At 58.9% G+C, this 16,792-nt stretch carries 14 protein-coding genes and 1 tRNA gene; 3 read left to right on the top strand and 12 right to left on the bottom strand.

Features of this window, described 5'->3' with window-relative positions:
- The first annotated feature begins 62 nt into the window (after window positions 1–62).
- Window positions 63–788, top strand: coding sequence for a rhomboid family intramembrane serine protease (locus tag J8C06_RS09215; protein ID WP_211428410.1), 726 nt, complete (start codon window positions 63–65; stop codon window positions 786–788).
- Here the strand turns inward: J8C06_RS09215 and purN are convergent.
- The 10 genes from purN to J8C06_RS09165 all read right to left on the bottom strand — a co-directional run bounded on the left by purN (window position 767) and on the right by J8C06_RS09165 (window position 11,776).
- Complete coding sequence (gene purN / locus J8C06_RS09210; protein WP_211428409.1) at window positions 767–1,390, bottom strand: phosphoribosylglycinamide formyltransferase; 624 nt, start codon at window positions 1,388–1,390, stop codon at window positions 767–769. The two genes, J8C06_RS09215 and purN, sit on opposite strands and share 22 nt — an antisense overlap.
- Window positions 1,387–1,812 (bottom strand): YraN family protein, encoded by a 426-nt coding sequence (locus J8C06_RS09205; RefSeq protein ID WP_211428408.1) that lies wholly within the window; start codon window positions 1,810–1,812, stop codon window positions 1,387–1,389. Before J8C06_RS09205 ends, purN begins: the two co-directional genes overlap by 4 nt.
- Window positions 1,813–1,821: 9 nt before the next feature.
- Entirely contained in the window at window positions 1,822–4,713 is a 2,892-nt protein-coding gene (locus J8C06_RS09200) for a hypothetical protein (RefSeq protein ID WP_211428407.1), read from the bottom strand.
- 117 nt (window positions 4,714–4,830) lie between these two features.
- The gene (locus tag J8C06_RS09195; RefSeq protein WP_211428406.1) at window positions 4,831–5,529 is read right to left on the bottom strand and encodes a response regulator transcription factor; all 699 of its coding nucleotides are present in this window, start codon (window positions 5,527–5,529) and stop codon (window positions 4,831–4,833) included.
- Between the two features lie 24 nt (window positions 5,530–5,553).
- Window positions 5,554–7,269: an acyl-CoA mutase large subunit family protein gene (locus J8C06_RS09190; protein ID WP_211428405.1), complete on the bottom strand. Its 1,716-nt coding sequence runs from the start codon at window positions 7,267–7,269 to the stop codon at window positions 5,554–5,556.
- 164 nt (window positions 7,270–7,433) lie between these two features.
- A complete protein-coding gene (locus J8C06_RS09185) occupies window positions 7,434–7,955 on the bottom strand; it encodes a hypothetical protein (RefSeq protein ID WP_211428404.1) in 522 nt (173 codons plus the stop codon).
- Window positions 7,956–8,050: 95 nt separating this feature from the next.
- Window positions 8,051–8,563: an AAA family ATPase gene (locus tag J8C06_RS09180; protein WP_211428403.1), complete on the bottom strand. Its 513-nt coding sequence runs from the start codon at window positions 8,561–8,563 to the stop codon at window positions 8,051–8,053.
- 67 nt (window positions 8,564–8,630) lie between these two features.
- Entirely contained in the window at window positions 8,631–9,488 is an 858-nt protein-coding gene (locus J8C06_RS09175; RefSeq protein ID WP_211428402.1) for a Cof-type HAD-IIB family hydrolase, read from the bottom strand.
- A complete protein-coding gene (locus J8C06_RS09170) occupies window positions 9,460–10,161 on the bottom strand; it encodes an HAD-IA family hydrolase (protein ID WP_211428401.1) in 702 nt (233 codons plus the stop codon). The genes J8C06_RS09175 and J8C06_RS09170 overlap by 29 nt, the downstream gene beginning before the upstream one ends.
- A 34-nt stretch (window positions 10,162–10,195) precedes the next feature.
- A complete protein-coding gene (locus J8C06_RS09165; protein WP_211428400.1) occupies window positions 10,196–11,776 on the bottom strand; it encodes a S1 family peptidase in 1,581 nt (526 codons plus the stop codon).
- A 336-nt stretch (window positions 11,777–12,112) separates the two neighbouring features.
- On the opposite strand from J8C06_RS09165, the gene J8C06_RS09160 reads away from it, so the two are divergent.
- Window positions 12,113–12,706, top strand: coding sequence for a shikimate kinase (locus J8C06_RS09160; RefSeq protein ID WP_211428399.1), 594 nt, complete (start codon window positions 12,113–12,115; stop codon window positions 12,704–12,706).
- A gap of 44 nt (window positions 12,707–12,750) precedes the next feature.
- A tRNA-Met gene (locus J8C06_RS09155) sits at window positions 12,751–12,827 on the top strand.
- A 51-nt stretch (window positions 12,828–12,878) separates the two neighbouring features.
- Here the strand turns inward: J8C06_RS09155 and J8C06_RS09150 are convergent.
- Both J8C06_RS09150 and J8C06_RS09145 read right to left on the bottom strand, forming a co-directional pair.
- Window positions 12,879–14,834, bottom strand: a complete 1,956-nt coding sequence (locus J8C06_RS09150; protein WP_211428398.1) for a tetratricopeptide repeat protein — start codon at window positions 14,832–14,834, stop codon at window positions 12,879–12,881.
- Complete coding sequence (locus tag J8C06_RS09145; protein ID WP_211428397.1) at window positions 14,831–16,792, bottom strand: tetratricopeptide repeat protein; 1,962 nt, start codon at window positions 16,790–16,792, stop codon at window positions 14,831–14,833. The genes J8C06_RS09150 and J8C06_RS09145 overlap by 4 nt, the downstream gene beginning before the upstream one ends.

Genomic DNA, 16,792 nt, shown 5'->3' with positions numbered 1-16,792 from the left:
TTCCTGGTTGTTAGCTAGTCTGGCGGGTAAAACGCCTGAGCGAACCGTAAAGGAGACGGCGCGTGATTCCAATTCGTGACGACATCCCCTCAAGCCGCATTCCGTTCATCAACATCGGTCTGATCGTGATCAATGTGGTCGTCTTCATTTTTGAACTGACGCTCACGGAACGTCAGTTGCGCGTCTTTTTCTATCAGTTTGCCGTCCAACCGTACGAATACTTTCTCTACTTCAGCCCGCTCAACCGCGGTCGGGTGGACTGGACCGACCTAGTCGTGCCGCTCTTGACCTCGATGTTTCTCCATGGCGGATGGCTCCACATCATCGGCAATATGCTGTACCTGTGGATTTTCGGCGACAACGTCGAAGACCGGATGGGACACGTCAGGTATTTGGTGTTTTATATTTTGTGCGGAATCTTAGCCTCGGGGGCGCATATTGTGTCCGATCCGACCAGCCACATTCCGAGTCTGGGCGCAAGCGGCGCGATTGCTGGTGTGCTGGGCGCGTACATTTGCCTGTATCCGCATGCGCGGGTGCTGGTGCTGGTGCCGGTGCTTTTGTTTTTCTTCACCGTTGAAGTGCCGGCGTGGATTTTCCTTGGCATCTGGATTTTCCAAAACTTTGCGTCAGGGGTGGCGACGCTGAGCGTCGAGACGGCACAGGGCGGTGGCACGGCCTGGTGGGCGCATATCGGTGGCTTTGTGGTCGGGGCCATCCTGGTCTGGGCTTTTGCCCGTCGGGTTCCTCCTCGGCGCGTGGTTTACTACGCCGACTGGGACGACTGAAACATCACCCGCCGCCCAACAATTTCCCAAGCTTCGTGGAGCAACCGCTCGACGGCCGCTGGGTAGGTCTTGTGTTCAGCCATCAAAATACGCGCTGCCAGAGTTTCCGGGGTGTCGTCGTCAAGAACTGGTACAGCGGACTGCATGACAATCGGACCGTGGTCGAGTTCGTCGTCCACCAGATGAACGGTGCAGCCGGAAACCTTTACCCCGTAGTCAAATGCCTGCTGTTGGGCATCCAGTCCAGGGAAGGCCGGGAGCAACGATGGATGGATATTGACAATGCGCCAGGGAAACGCCTGCGTGAAGGCTGGGGCCAGCAAACGCATAAAACCGGCAAGGCAAATCAGTTGTGGCTCAAAGGGCAGCACGGCGTCACGCAGCGCCTCTGAATGGGCTGTGCGCGACAGCCCCACATGGGAAACCACTTGAGTTGGGATACCCTGGGCTTCAGCAAAGCGCAGTCCGGCCGCGTCGGCGCGATTGCTGATGACAGCCGCCAGCGTTGCGCGTAACCGCTGCTGCTCAATGGCTTCAAGCAGCGCCCGGAGGTTCGACCCACGGCCGGAGATGAGGACAACCAAGCGGGGAGGTGTGGTCATGGTCGGAAAAAATCCTTGAGAAGCTGGATGGCTGGCGGTCCCGCCGGAGGCCAAACGACCGTCGCCACGTCAAAACGATAGGGCGCTTCCGCCGGCCCAATCAGCGCCCGGTAGCGGTGGGCAGCACGGCGCAAGCGCCGCTGCTTCGCGGTCGTCACGGCACGTTCCGGTGCGGCTACGGCGTCGGTGGTGCGGGTTTTGACTTCCACAAAAACCAGGGTTGGTCCATCAAAGGCTACAATGTCAATTTCGCCATGGACGCGCCCGCCGGTGCGCGCCCGCCCGACCGGAACCCGCACATTGCAGGCGACGATGCGCATCCCCCGCTGGATAAGAAAGCGAGCGGCGAGGGTTTCACCCTCCCGGCCAAGGTCACGGGGACCGTTGCCTGCGGCCGCATCAGCCGAGTTTGTGAGCGTCATTGGTTCTGGTCATGAGCGTTGGGGATGGCTGGCTCGCGCACTGGCTACCGTGCGGCGAAACGGTATGAGGCAGACCCGGAATGCGCCATAAGTCCAGCGGGTCAGGGCCGCTTTCCACGGTGAACGCCGGGCAAGTTGTTCGACTCGCAGCAGCCGACTCTCCAGCAAGCGACGCTCATCGTTGGTGTAGTAGCCACCGCCGCTGGCCGGGTCAAGCCGTTCCATGAGCGTATTCCGCAGCAGTTCAGCCAAGCGCGCAACGCTGGGCAGGGGGGAGGCTGCCAACACCGTTTCCAAATCACGCAGGCGAACTGGCGGCGTATCCAGTCCTAAAAGGTCTTCGAGCACGTAGGTCTCTGGTGGCTTCCAGTCTGGGACGGAGGCGACGCACTGGAGCATCCAAACCATGCGCAGAAACAGTCGTCGAATCCACCAAACCACGATGTTCACCTGAGCCAGTTCCTGGATGTCTTGCCAGCGTTGCGCATAGGTCCGCCGTTCAGCGACATCAGTAGATTCCGGGAGCGCCGCATACCACTCGCCGAAAGTGCGCACCAGTGCCTGCAATGCCGGACGCGACCGCACCATCGTCAGTGTGGCAGCAATCTGTTTGAGACGCTGAATGGTCGTCTCTAGCGTTTTCCACTCCACCAGGACCCGTTCATCCGTGAGTTCCGGGGTTTCCAGGTCGCCCAGTGCCACGACGTAGGATGCCAACCGGATTGGCTCCCGACGGTCGAGATCGCGGATCATCGCAGGAATCCGAGAACGATATTCAAGGCGCTCGTTTTCACTCAGCGCGAGCAGGTCATCGAGTCGGCGCTGCACGCGGCGCAAACAGTTGCGTGCTGCCGCGACTTCTTCAGATGTGTAAGCCTGGCTCGAAAGTTCCAGAACCATTTCTAGGGACTGCGTTATCACCGTCGCATCGTGGGTTTGTGGCGTCACGTGCTGCGCCAGGCGCTCAAAGGTGTAGGTCGCCAAAGGCAAGTCACTGCGCGCCAAAAAAGCCCGCTTGCCTAAGTCATCTACTGACAACCGCGCGGCGTGACGGTCACTTTTTTCCCCCGAAAAAATGCGCTCCTCGGCTTCAGCGCGTGCCTGTGCCCGCGTGAGAATGCTGACGTGGAAATTCCGCCAGAAACGCAAAAACGACTCCTTGAGAATGTCCTGTGGTTGGCGCATGGTAGGCGTGCCGGTCAGCCCAGAAGCCTGGTCGCGGTGGTACACCGAGGGGAAGTTTACTTTGGTAAATGAGATTTCTTGTTCAATGTGCCAGGCGGCAATGCCGTCCAGATGATACTGCTCCACATCGTCGGGCGTCCGCCCGGTCAGGAGCCGGACATAGGTTCGGCTCCACTCAAGAATGAGGCCGCGCCAATGAAGGTACTGCTCATAACTATTCTCTCGTGCGCGCGCATAATCGTGGTCGAAGGCACGTCGCAAGTAGTTCAGGCAGTTGAGCAAGTCGCTCGTTGCCAAGTTTTCAGACTGTCTCTGTAGTTCGTCGGTATTGCCAACTGGCGAAGGCAGGGAACGGCGGTGCTTGATGGCACTGATGAGGATCTCTGCCAAGGTGTTGCGCTGATTGAAAACATCCATGCCATCTGCCAGCGGCAATCCGTTGCGGCGCGCAAAGTGCGCCGTGCCTTCGTTGATCCGCTCGATGGCGTAGATGTCACCGGTTGGGGTCGCAAACTTGTGCACCGCGTCATGGCAGTAAAAGGCCAGTTCGCAGAAGTCGCCAATCCGTTTGAGCAAAAACAGCTTGCTCCGCAGCGTGCGGGAAGAACTCAAGAATTCCCGTTCAAAGTTATAGAAGAAGCGGTGCAAGACTTCTGGAAACTGATCAAAGAAAACCTGCCGAAGCCGTGGCACATAGGTTTGCCGAACGGCTTCAACAAAGCGCGGGCCGTCTTCGGCCAGCACCTGCACGGCTGTGCTGAGAAATGCTTCAACAAACCCAATCTGTCCTTCCAGCGACTCAGCCAAGTGGTGTTGAATATACTCGCCCAGAATATAAGCCACCGGGTGATCTGGCCCTTCATTGCGCAAGACAATACTCGGGATGCCGCGCCGCTTGGCGAGGGCTTCGAGCGTGTATTCCACGGCGGCGGCAAACAGGGTATCGTCGGTGATTTTTTGCCACTTGCGCGCGCTAATCAGCATGGCCAACAGGCCAATCTCGCCTTCCCGGTCAAGCAGGTTCCGTTCTTCGATGAGCCGCTTGAGGTAGGTAGCATCCGAGGGCGAATAGACGGCGGTGCCGTTTTTGTCCTTGAGGACTGTTGTCTGGAGGCTGACTTCCGCCCGATCGGCGTGCGCTTGGGGGATGAGCGGATGCTTCAGAAGCGCCTGCAAGACCTGGACTGCGGCCGTCTCAATTTCCTCGCTCGTCAACTCGCGCCCACCGGCCCGCGGCAACGTCGCCCGAAGGATGGCTTCAAGGTTGAGGTCAACCGCCAGCTCAACCGGACGCATCTCCTGAGGAAAGCTTGGAATGAATTCGCGGCAGTAAGGCAGCAGAATGTCAGCCGCCCGAACCTCGAACTCGGCAATTTTGATTTCGCCGGTGCGAAACTGTTCACGATGCCAGTCGGTGATGACGACTGTGATTTGGTCTTTGATTTCGGCAATCCGAACTTGCTGCCGCAGCGCCGTCCGTAGCTCGCTCAGATTCAGAACTTGGGTTGCCCGGCCGACATCCGTCCGTAGTAGAGTCGTTTCACGCGCCGCTGTCGCTTCAGCCGAACCCAACGCCGGTAAACCAAGCTTGAGCAAGCGCTCGTTGAGTTCACGCTCAATTTCATCCAGCGAAGGTGTGACCGGTGACAGCTCTTCCGATACCGCTCGCCGAGACGCGGCCGGCGGCGGAGCTGTGGTTGAAGCGATGCGCTCCATAGCGTACAACCAAAGGCGGTTAAAGGTATGCGTGAAAGGCCGTGCCGGTATTGTCTATACGACCACACCCGCCACCTCGTATGCAATCCTGACTGGCAAGCTAACCAGCGCAGGGGATTACCCGTGCTTCTTGATGAGTCGCGTAATATCCATCGCCATCGTGATCTGATCGGTCACTTCGTAGGCTTCAAACGAATACATCAACAGGGGTGACGCCAAGATTTCCCGAACTGCGCTTTCGCCCAGCCGGTCCTCAAGTTTGGCATGAACGGCATGTCCCCCTTCAAAGAAGATTGCGCCAGAAATCGGCCCGCCTCCTTCCTGGGCTGCCTTGATGAGTGTCGTCAACCGACCGCTCAACTTGTGGCGGACAACCAAATCAATGCACTGTGCGAGTGTGATTTGCTGGAGTGGGTCCGGTGTCGCCTTCCCCAAAACAACCGCCTGGTGCTTGGCGAGCGCGCTATTGACCCGAATGAGTAACTCCTCCAGGGCAAACGGCTTGCCTAGATAATCGTCTGCGCCAAGCCCAATGCCTTCCGCGCGCTCCTCAACATCGCGTTTCGCGCTCAGGAAAATGAACGGAATATCCTTGGTTGCCTGGTTGAGACGGACAAGTTGACAGACCTCGTGGCCAGTCATGCCGGGCATCATGACATCGCACACGATAAGGTCGAATGGGCCGGCTTGCTGAAGCAGCCGCATGGCGGTAACACCACTATCCGCTTCCGTGGTCGAATGACCCCCACGCTGCAAGGACATCACGGTTGCCAGACGCACGTCTGGCTCATCGTCAATTACGAGAATGCGTGCCATAAGCAGAGTCTTTTCAAGGTTGAGCTAGAATGCAGGCTCTTGATATTCCCCAAAAACTGGACGTAAGCAGTCGCAAATTTCGCCGAGGGTCGCATAGGCCCGAACCGCTTCGATGATGAGCGGCATTGTGTTGGCGCTGGTTTTCGCGCCTTCAACCAGCGCTTGCAACGCGCGCTCGACCGCCACGTTGTCCCGCCGGGCACGCAAGGCTGCCAGCCGTTCGCGCTGCGCCCGTTCGGCCGCTTCATCAATCAAAAGCAACGGAACTTCCTGGTTCTCCGATTGGGTAAAGCCGTTGACACCGACGATGACCTTGTCGCGGCTGTCAACGACCTTCTGGTACTGATACGACGCTTCCTGAATCTCTTTCTGCGGGAACCCGGCCTCGATGGCCGCTACCATGCCCCCCATGGCGTCAATTCGCTGGATGTAATCAAAAGCTTCGGCTTCGAGATCGTTGGTCAGCTTCTCGACAAAGTAACTGCCGCCAAGTGGATCAACCGTGTTGATGACGCCCGTTTCATGGGCGATGATTTGCTGTGTCCGCAGCGCAATGGTTGCGGCCTGCTCGGACGGCAGGGCCAGGGTTTCATCCAGCGAGTTGGTGTGCAGTGACTGTGTTCCACCGAGAACTGCCGCCAGCGCCTGAATCGCCACCCGCACGACATTGTTGTACGGCTGCTGCGCAGTCAGTGTGCACCCGGCGGTTTGGGCATGAAACCGTAGCATCCACGAACGTTCCTGCCGCGCCCCAAAGCGATCCCGCATGATGCGCGCCCAGAGCCGCCGCGCCGCGCGATACTTGGCTATTTCCTCGAAAAAGTCATTGTGGGCATTGAAGAAAAACGAGAGGCGTGGGGCAAAGTCATCTACGTCGAGGCCGGCGTCCACGCAATGCTGGACATACTCAATCCCATCGCGCAGCGTGAAGGCTAACTCCTGAGCTGCCGTTGCCCCAGCTTCCCGGATGTGGTAGCCCGAAATCGAGACGGGGTTGAACTTGGGCATGCGTTCAACGCAGAAGGCGATACTATCCGTCACCAACCGCATGGCCGGACGCGGTGGATAAATCCATTCCTTCTGGGCAATGTATTCCTTGAGAATATCGTTTTGGAGCGTGCCGGAGACTTTTCTCAAATCAGCGCCTTGCTTCTCGGCTGCCACGATGAACATGGCGAAAATGACCGAGGCCGGTGCATTGATGGTCATCGAGGTCGTTACCTGCTCCAATGGAATACCATCGAATAGCGTTTCCATATCGGCCAGGCTTGACACAGCGACGCCACACTTGCCGACTTCACCCAGGGAGAAGGGGCTATCCGCGTCATACCCCATCAAGGTCGGCAAGTCGAAGGCCACGGATAGGCCAGTTTGACCTTGCTCCAGCAGGTACTTGAACCGCCGGTTCGTGTCTTCAGGTGAGCCAAAGCCAGCAAACTGGCGCATCGTCCACGGCTTGCCCCGATAACCGGTCGCATGGATACCGCGCGTGTACGGAAACGCCCCTGGAAACCCCAAGTCACGCTCGTAGTCAAAGTCTGGCAAGTCATTCGGGGTGTAGAGTCGTTTCACGGGTCGAAGTGAAACGGTCGTAAAGTCCGAACGACGTTCTGGCATCTTGGCTAGCGTTTGGGCCAGGGTGGTTGCTTCCCAGTGGTGTTCGGCCGCAGGCAACCCGTTCGGTGACGGGTTAGCGTCCGGCTTGGCGCTCGCATCGAGCTTGGTAAAGACTGCGCTCATGGGTATCGTTTTCCTTGTTGCTTCCCGAATATCGCTCAAAGGAACTACATATTTCTTGCAAATTTCTTTCCTGCAAGCTTCGGAGGCCAGTCTGCCACGCCATACGACTCCTTCAGCCTGAGACTATAGCCGAGCTATCGCAAGGCGGCAAAGGGACAGGGTGTTCACTCTGGGATCGGACGCCCCATGCTTTGATAGATCAGCTCGATTTCTTTCTTCTTTTCAGTTGCCTCTTTGTTGTCGGCGTCCAGTGCCAGCACTTGGCGATACATGCGGAGGGCCGCCGGATAGTAAATGCGCGGGCCGGCCTGCCCAAGGTCACGCAAAGCGTTGCCATACTCAACCTTGGCTGCCACAAGGTCACGTTTCAGGGCAGCATTCCCCGGTGCGGCCGCGTAGGCAGACTGCAACTTGCGGACTTTTTCGACCATTGCGGCAGTTTCTGGTTTGAGGAGCTTGACAAAATTTTCATCCGTCACCGGGTCGCCATACTTGGGCGCGGCCTCACCGGCTGGCGACGGGGACTGCCCGGCGGGCATGGCAGCCGGCGACGATTGTGGGCTTGTGCCGTAGCCGCCAGCCGGGGCTGGGGCATTCGAGGAAACTGGGCGCGGTGCATCACCACAGGCCGCCGTCAACAAGCATCCCCCGAGAAGTGCAGTCTGTACAAATGTTACTACCCTCATAAACGGTCTCCTAAACGTAGCTGATTGGGCTTTTCTTCACGCTAGCACAGTCCCTGGAAGGCAACCACCAACCAGCACCAGACCTGCCCAGTCGGTTATGGTTCGCGGACGACAACCACCGACGCCACGGCTTCCCAGGTCTCCAACAAGACGACGGTTGAAAAACCTTCGTCCGCCAGTGTCGGACAGGCCTGCCTCAGCGCCGCATGCTGTCGTTCAATAACGAATGGTGGCACGGAGCGCGTCATGCGGGCCGCATTGCCAGCCAAGCAAGTTTCGAGCGGTAAGTCAAAGACGATCAACAGCACTTCGACGCCCTGGGCGGTGGCAAACGCGCGCAGCCGCGCGCGCGCAGTGGCGTGGCTATGCGTAGCATCTATGACAACGAGCCGTCCCCGCGCCAGCCGCCGGGCGGCAATGAAATAAAGCGCATCGAAAGCATCTTCGGTGGCTGACTGGTCGTTTTCATCGTCGGACACAAGCCGCCGAAAGGCGTCGGATGAGAGCACTTCGGTCGGCGCAAAATGGCGATGCGCAAAGGTTGTCTTGCCGGAACCGGATGCTCCGGCCAAGGCGACCAGCGTACGTGGTGGAATCGGTAGGCGCATAATCCTATCTGCCGCGAGGGAGGTCACGCTGCGCACCCCAACCCATCCATGGCTTGGGTGCTGCGCGTCAAGCTGGCGACGCAGACGATCCAAAAATGTAGGTCTCGATGACTTGCGCCACCCCGTCCTCGGTATTGGGAGCGGTTAGCTCAAATCCCATGGCTTTGAGTTTGGGTTCGGCGTTGCCCATCAGTATCCCGCGTCCGGCGTAGTGCAGCATGTCGAGATCGTTGTAGTTGTCGCCCACCGCCAGAATTTCCTCTGGCGCAATCCCAAACTGGGCAGCGACGTGGGCAATTCCGGTGGCTTTTGAGCATTCCGGGTGCATCAGGTCGAGAATCGTCATGTCATTGTGCGGGTAGGTTGTCATGAGCAACCGCGCTTCAGCGGCCATGTCGCGCTCCAGAACTTCCGCCAGCGCCTGCATGGACGCGCAGGAGCCACAAAACATCACCTGGGTTATGGGCGCGGCGACCGACGCCGGGAGGTTGTCCACGCGGTGCACGTACTGGCGGTTGAGTTCCAGATAGTACCGCAAGGAAGCATTCCGCTCGGAAACGCCATCGGTCAAAATCCGACCGTCGCCCTCTGGGTCATCGAGCGCGATGGTGTCCGCTCCGAAGGCCTTCCCCAAGTTGAGTAGTTCGCGGGCTACGTCCAAGTCGAGTGGCTGGTAGTGATACACCGCCGATGTCTCGACATCTTTGACGAGCGCTCCATTATGCGTCACCAGGGGGGTCGTGAGGCCTGCGTCACGGGCAATCGGACGGGCTGAATGAAATCGCCGGCCGGTGGCAATCACGACGGCCACGTGGTATTCCCGAATGGCACGTTCCATCGCCGCGCGGGTGCGCGGGGTCAATTGGCTGTCTGGCGCAAGCAGCGTGCCGTCCAGGTCAACCGCCAGCATGCGATAACGAGTCATCGCGCGGTACTCCAGGATGAAATGCTTGGAACGATTCAACGAGGCCAGCCAAGTCGTCAATCACGACATCCGCCTCCGCCAACTCATCAGCCAGACGAAACCCATAGGTCACGCCACAAGTAAGCGTTCCAGCCGCCCGCCCGGCCCGAATGTCATTGGGGCTGTCGCCAATCATCACCGCCTCGGCCGGCTTGACAATGCCACAGGCCAACAGCGCGGCCTGCACCGGCGCCGGATGCGGCTTGCGTTCTGGTAGCGTATCGCCGCCAATGACAGTGATGAAGTACGCCCGCAACCCAAGCCCGACCAAAATAGTTTCCGAGAACCCAGCCGGTTTGTTCGTGACAACGGCCTTGGGAAGTCCGGCAAAGTGTTCGAGGACGGCGTGGACATTTGGGTATGGGCGCGTCGTTGCCAGCAGAACTTGGGCATAGTGCGCCTTGAACGCCCGAAGCGCATCGGCAAGGAAGGTTTCAGAAAATATCGCTTCTGGGCGAGAAGCTGCCAACCCACGTTCGACCAGTCGCCGCGCCCCATCCCCAACCAGGCGGGTCACGACTTCCACGCCAAGCAGCGGCAGCCCAAGGTCGGCCAGCGTCAGGTCAAGTGCCGTGGCCAAGTCGCGCCGCGAATCTACCAGTGTGCCGTCCAAGTCGAACAGCAGCGCACGCACGTGATGCACTTGGCGGCAATGATTCGCTGAGGCACTAGCCAAGCGGCTTCCCCATCTCTCGCAGAAGCTTGAAGGCCGACCGAATGGGTACGGCCAAGTTGTTGCCTGGCACTTGGCCGCCGCCTTCATCCACGGTGACTTGCGCGTTGATACCGATGACTTTCCCGGCGCTGTTGAAGATTGGACTGCCGGAGCCACCTTCCTGTGTGGCCGCATCGTGGACAATCCGGCCCGCTACAAGCCGGGTGACGTGGCCTTGGGTCACGAGTGGGACAAGCTCGCCGCGCTGGGCCAGCAAAATGGCTTTTTCAGAAACTTTGAGGCGACGCTCCAGATCACGCTTGAGTTGTCCGTCGGTCAACTGGGCCACCAGCACTTCGACCCCGTTTGGAAATCCCATGAGCAAAATGGCTTGTCCGGTAATATCCGGCAGTGATCGCCCATCGTCGTCACCAAAGCCTTCAATGGGAAGCTTGGGTATTTTGGCATCGCCTGGCGTGAAGGTGCACATCGCCACATCGCTTTCCTGAGAGAAACCGACCGGCTTGAGAACGAACGGTGACTTGTGTTCTGGGAAGTAGGCTTGAATTTCCTTGACATAAGGTTTGCCGCCGAGCTGCGTAATCAGCTTATCCGTGGGATCGGTCCACCACGGCTGCGCGATATGCCGGTTGGTCAGAATGACCCCATCGGCGACGACAAATCCCGTACCGCTAAACTCCTCAATAAATTCATTGCCGGTGCCTTCAAAGCTCACATTGAGCTTGCCATCGGCAGAAAGCGCCCGGCTGTCGTCAAAGCTATGGTCCAGATACCGCAGCGGGCGTTGTTGAGCATCCCGATAACTGTACGACCCGACAATGAGGCAGACCCCGCCCCGATAGTTCGTCGCAATCTTCGGCGCGAAGTTGATGGCTTCCTCGTAGTCCTTGAGCCGGTTCTTGAGTTTTTCGTTTTCCTCTAGAAGCGCATCAATTTGAATACCTGAATTGCGGTTTTTGCTGCGCAAGTCCTCGGTGAGCTTGGCGTAATTCCAGAGAAACACGAACACGATCACCGTGGCCGACATGACGGAAATGGGAATGAGCACGGTCAGGAGCAGGGCCACGGCGCGGACCCAGGTCGGCATCTCGGCATACAGGGCAAAGACGAGTTCCCGAAGAAAGCGCGTTGCCGTTCTTGGATGGAGTTGCCCGCCAGCGTCCACCTCCGGGAACTGCATCAGGCCTTCCGGCGGTAGCGAACTTGCTGATGGCTTGGCAACGACTTGCACCAACACTTTCGCTGGTTCGCCACTCCCGTCCACGTTCCGCGGCTCGACGGCCACCACATCACCATTGGCAAGCGCAATAGGTGTTCCATCAGCCGGTGTATGAAGTTCGTCATTGACCCGGAAAGCGTAGTGATCAGCATCATGGACGAACAGCTCCAACCGCTGCGCTCGACGATGGATGGCCGCGACCGCACCCGGCACCGCCGCTCCTGGCAGGTCCAGCACGACGTCGCAGCCAGCCCCAGCCCCAATGGTGACGGCTTCCTTGTCAAAGACAAAGGAACGTTCCTGTCCGGTCCCAGTCAGCGACACCACAAGCAGATTGGACACCGTGTTGCTCATGCCCACCGCCATTAGCCAAATGAATCCATCGCCAAAAAACTAGAGGCCAAGCCTTGCGCGAGAAAGTTTATCGAACCACTGTTGTTTGAGCTGGGATGTGAACGTCGAGGCATGTGTTCCTACGCAGCAGACTCATCGTGCCTTGTGCGTGCGGCGAAAATACTATGTTACTGTTGACCAGCCTGAGCGACAAGACTTTCCGCATCGAGTTTCCTTTGGCGCTTTTCGCTGCTCGTTGCGACCGAGTTGCGGGGCCGTCATCCCCAAAGTTATTGAGCCCCAAAAGTTATCGAGACGGCTGCGAGCAAACTATCCCGCACTGAATGGCCTCGTCTTATGCGCACCGCGCTCAACACAAGTGGCATCGTCTTTCTCGTTGGGTTCATGGGTTGCGGTAAGACAACCATCGGGCAACGCCTTGCCAAGCGCCTTGGTGGTTGCTTCATTGACCTTGACGAGCGCATCACACAGTCCACGGGACGTGCCATCCCTGAACTCTTTCAGCAGGAAGGCGAAGCTGGGTTCCGCCAAGTTGAGCAGGCGGTCCTCCGTCAGGTGTGCGCCGAACTTGCCCAAGACCCAACCCGATGGCAGATCGTGGCGCTGGGGGGCGGAACCTTCACGGTAGCTGAGAACCGCGCTGACATCCGGCGGATTGGCTGTAGCATCTGGCTCGATGTGCCCTTTGAAGTGCTGGCGACGCGGATCGCTGGAGACGGCAGCCGTCCACTTTGGAAGTCGCTCGCTGATGCTCAAAAGCTCTACGAAAGCCGCCGGGCCGCTTACGCCCAAGCGGACATTGGCGTGCTTGTCGGGGCATCACCGCCGGGTGAAGCCGTGGAGGCCATCCTCCACGCGCTAGCCCTGTGGATGGGATCGCAAAATAATGTACGAAATAACTTAAATGACTTGACAGAACAGCCCCTGTAACCGTTATAAACAATGGCTGCCTTGATACAGGCAGCCGACCTTGCCGCGGGGTGGAGCAGTCCGGTAGCTCGTTGGGCTCATAACCCAAAGGTCACGGGTTCAAATCCCGTCCCCGCATCCACGTTGAAGCCCTGGAGCAGTTCAGGGCTTTTGCTTTTTCTGGCATCCGGTTTTACGGCTGAATAGCAGCCTGTCGCCGCGCTTGCTCAAGCCAATCTTTGACCAGTGGCGAATCGGGCAACTGTTGTGCGGCAATGGTTAGCTCCCGTTCGGCGGCGGCGGCATCGCCGGCTTCGAGCAGCAAGACACCGAGTCGCGCGCGTGGGCCGCCCGCATGCGGCAACAGGCTTACCAAGCGCCGATAGACTTCGATTGCCGTGGAACGCTCGCCAACCGAGACAAAAGCCTCTCCTGCCGTGAGTAGCGCTTGTGGGGCGTCCGGCGCGTAACGCAGGGCCGTTTGGGCTTCTTGCCGCCCCCGCTCGCGTTCACCCAGCGCAGCCAGGGACTGAGCATAGAGTGCGTGCGTGAGGCTCCAGTGATTGGACGGGAGCGGTAAATCAGGTGGCTCCTTGGTAAGCATCCGTTCCAGGCGTTTCCGTGCTGGTTCAAAAGCTCCGGCTCCGATGTCAATCGCTGCCAGCGTAAGGCCGGCCACGGCCTGGCGCGGTTCGAGTTCGAGCGCCTTTTCATAAAAGACCCGCGCTTGCTCGGGTTGGGAGCGCATTATCACGTCGCCGATATTGACATAACCAGTTGGGTGCTGTGGGTCGGTTTCAATAAATCGGGAAAACAGGGTGTAGTTATCCCGCCAGTCGAGATTTCGGTGCGTCGTGCGGTACACATAGCTTCCTATCGTGCAGCCTGCCATCAGGAGCAGACACAACTGGATGGTCTCAGGGCGTAGCTGCCAAGCCGAAGCCACCCATCTCCCTTGCCCGGCCTTGCCCCAAGCTAGCCAGACGCCATAGCCGAAGGCCACGGCATAGCCTGCCGATGGCACATACAGCCAGCGCTCGCCAAACAAGGCGCCGAGCGGGATGGGTACGTTGCTCACAATGGCAAGCGTGATAAACCAAAAACCGATGGCAAAGGCAACGAGTGGCGCGCGCCGCCAAGTCAACCACAGAGCAACGACCAGCCCGCCGTTGAGAAGTAAACCAGCCAGCTTGCCCCACGTCCAATCCAGCGTCACCGTGACATTTAGTCCATCATAGTGCGGACGCAGGGGATACCCGACGAACAGGAGCCGGTACCACGTCAACCCAGACTCGAGCATGATGACGGCGCGCTGCCAGAGCGTGTAACCGGCCAGCGGCACCGCCCCCACCCCGGCCACTTGTGAGACGCCTTCACCAGCAAGGGAGCGCAACCAAAAGTACGGAACCAGCGGAACGGCCAAGACCCAAAAAGGGCGTGTCAGGTGCCACAGGCAGCTCAAACGTGTTGTCCACATCCCATGTGCCAAGCAGGCTCGGCGCGCATGGAGAACTTCCGCCAACCACAGGGCCGCTGGCAAGGTAATCATGTTCTCTTTCGAGAGCAGCGCCGCCAGGTAAGCAAGCGCGGCTGCGCCGCGCCAACGCCATACCCCTCTGAGCTTAGGCTGTGCTCGATCACGCGATCGCCTGCCCGCTTGACGGGCGTTGACCCACGCCCACCACATAAGCCCCCCAAAAAACATCCCCAACAGTTCCCCACGCCCGACAACGCTTGCCACCGCGTCGGTATGAACGGGATGCACGGCAAAGACCAGGGCCGATACGCCGGCCACCCCTAGAGAAGCACGGTAGAGCCGCAGCACGTGAAAGACCATCCCTACATTCGCCGCATGGAGCAAGATGTTGGTCAGGTGATACCCCATTGGAGCGATACCCCAGACCGCGTACTCCAGCGCAAAGGTGACCACAGCCAGCGGGCGATAGTTGCCGCCGCCGCCGGCTTTATGGCTCCAGTAGCCTTTGGTGAAAAGCCATGGGATACGCCGCCAGTCCGTGATGTAGGGATTGGACTGCACAATGCTGATGTCGTCGTACACAAAGCCATTTGCTAGCGTATTGGCGTACACCAAAATCGCTAACGCAATGACTCCCAAGGCGATTTGACGTGGTGAGTAGGTCCTGCTCACGGTGATACACCGGACGATGAACGCCCGGCAGACGGCGTAGCCGCTGCCTGCTTCTGGCGAACAAAATCCAATCGGGTTTGCAGCGATTCAGCCCCGGGAACGAGCTGAAGTCCTTTCAGGAGAACATCTTCAGCTTCGGCATAGCGTTCGAGTTCGATAAGTACCGTTGCTAGGTTGCCGTAGGCGCGCCCCTGCTCTCGGTCGTGGACCGTGAGCTGTCGAAACCCAGCCAGCGCCGCCTCAACTTGACCCGCTTGCAGAAACACCTGGCTGGTTTCAAAGAGAACGATCAATGAGTGCGGGGATTGGCGTAATGCAATTTGCGCTTGTTCCATTGCCGCCGGCAGGTCTCCGGTCAGCGCGAGCGACTTAGCGTACAAAGCGTGCCAGTCAGCCCACTCACCCGACGGCGTGGGGAGATGAGCCGGTTCTTGAGCCAATAACCGTGCAAAACGGTCGCGCGCGGCAGTGGGGTTACCGGCGCGTAAATCAAGCTCCGCTAGGTTTCCCTGCGGGGGTAAAAGTTCTGGGTCAATCCTTAGCGCGGCTTCCTGTAACGCCCGCGCGCGCTGCGGGTCGGTGAGCATCAGCTCCTGCCCGAGCATCATGTAACCAGATGGATTTTGTGGGGCGGTGGCAATCAGGCTTTCAAAAATGGTGACATTGTTTTGCCAGTCACGATTTCGCTGCACCGCGATCACACTGTAGAAGACAAGCAGACCCGTGATCCCGGCTAGCGCAGTTGCGCGCACCGGGCCGCCACGTCGCAACCCCTGAACGCCACCTGCCGCCAAGAGCAATGCTGCCGCGACTGAAGGTAGGTACAGCCACCGCTCGGCAAGCAGCGCTCCTATCGAAAGCAAGACGTTGCTCGTCACCGCCAAGGTGATGAACCAGAACGCCACGGCAAACGTGACAAGTGGTGCGCGCTGAAAACAAGCCATGGCTAAACCAATCAACCCGGCCGTGATAATCGCTCCGATGACGACACGCCAGTGCGGCGTTGGTGTAAGCTCAAACTCTCGAACACTGTAAAATACTTGCAGCGGGTAGCCGACCAGAACGAGCCGGTACCATGTCAACCCGACGCCCAGCATGATGACCAAGCGTTCCCAGAGCGTCCAACCAGCCAGTGGAACATGCCCAACCGCGACCGCCTGCGTCACGCCCTCACCAGCCAACGCGCGCAACCCAAAGTACGGACCGAGCGCCAACAAAAAGACGCCGAATGTCCACCCATCCCGGCGGAGCCAGTTCCATCCAAGCCACGACCAACGCGCACTTGGTTGTGCCTGGGTTTGATGACGCCCGACCAACCACTCAGCCACGAACAGCGCCGCCGGAAGCACAATCATATTTTCTTTTGAAAGGACAGCCGCCAAATAGGCGAGCGCCGCGCCACCGCGCCAGAACCAACCGGGGACGCCACCGATTCGCCCCTCTAGCCATGCCCACCACATCAGCCCGCCAAAAACCATGCCGAGCAGTTCCGAGCGTCCGGCGACATTCGCCACGGCTTCAGTATGCACTGGATGTACGGCAAAGATGAGTGCCGCCAAGGCCGCAACACCAACTGGAACCCGATAACGCCGGAGCAGCGCAAAGAGCCACATGACGTTGGCGGCGTGGAGGAGCACATTGGTTAGGTGGTATCCGGCCGGACGCGCTCCCCAAAGCCAGTATTCTACGGCAAAGGTCGTTACGGTCAGCGGGCGATAGTTGCCGCCGCCGCCGGTGACATGCCCCCAGTAACCACGCAACCAGAGCGCTCGCCAATCAGCGAGCCGAACACCTGGGTTATCCACGATGACCAACCAATCGTCGTAGGCAAAGTCATGGCCCAGCGTATTGGCATACACCAGGACGGCAATCCCCGCCAAAACCAGGGCCAAGGAACGGGGGGACAGGCTTTGCCAATCCAACCCATCGTGACGAAATGAGCTACGGGCTTCGGTCAT

Origin of the sequence: Chloracidobacterium validum (genome assembly GCF_018304825.1) — a bacterium.
In the GTDB taxonomy this organism is placed as follows: Bacteria; Acidobacteriota; Blastocatellia; order Chloracidobacteriales; family Chloracidobacteriaceae; genus Chloracidobacterium; species Chloracidobacterium validum.
The sequence above is the reverse complement of the archived record's forward strand: the minus strand, read 5'-3'. Positions and strand labels throughout refer to the sequence as shown.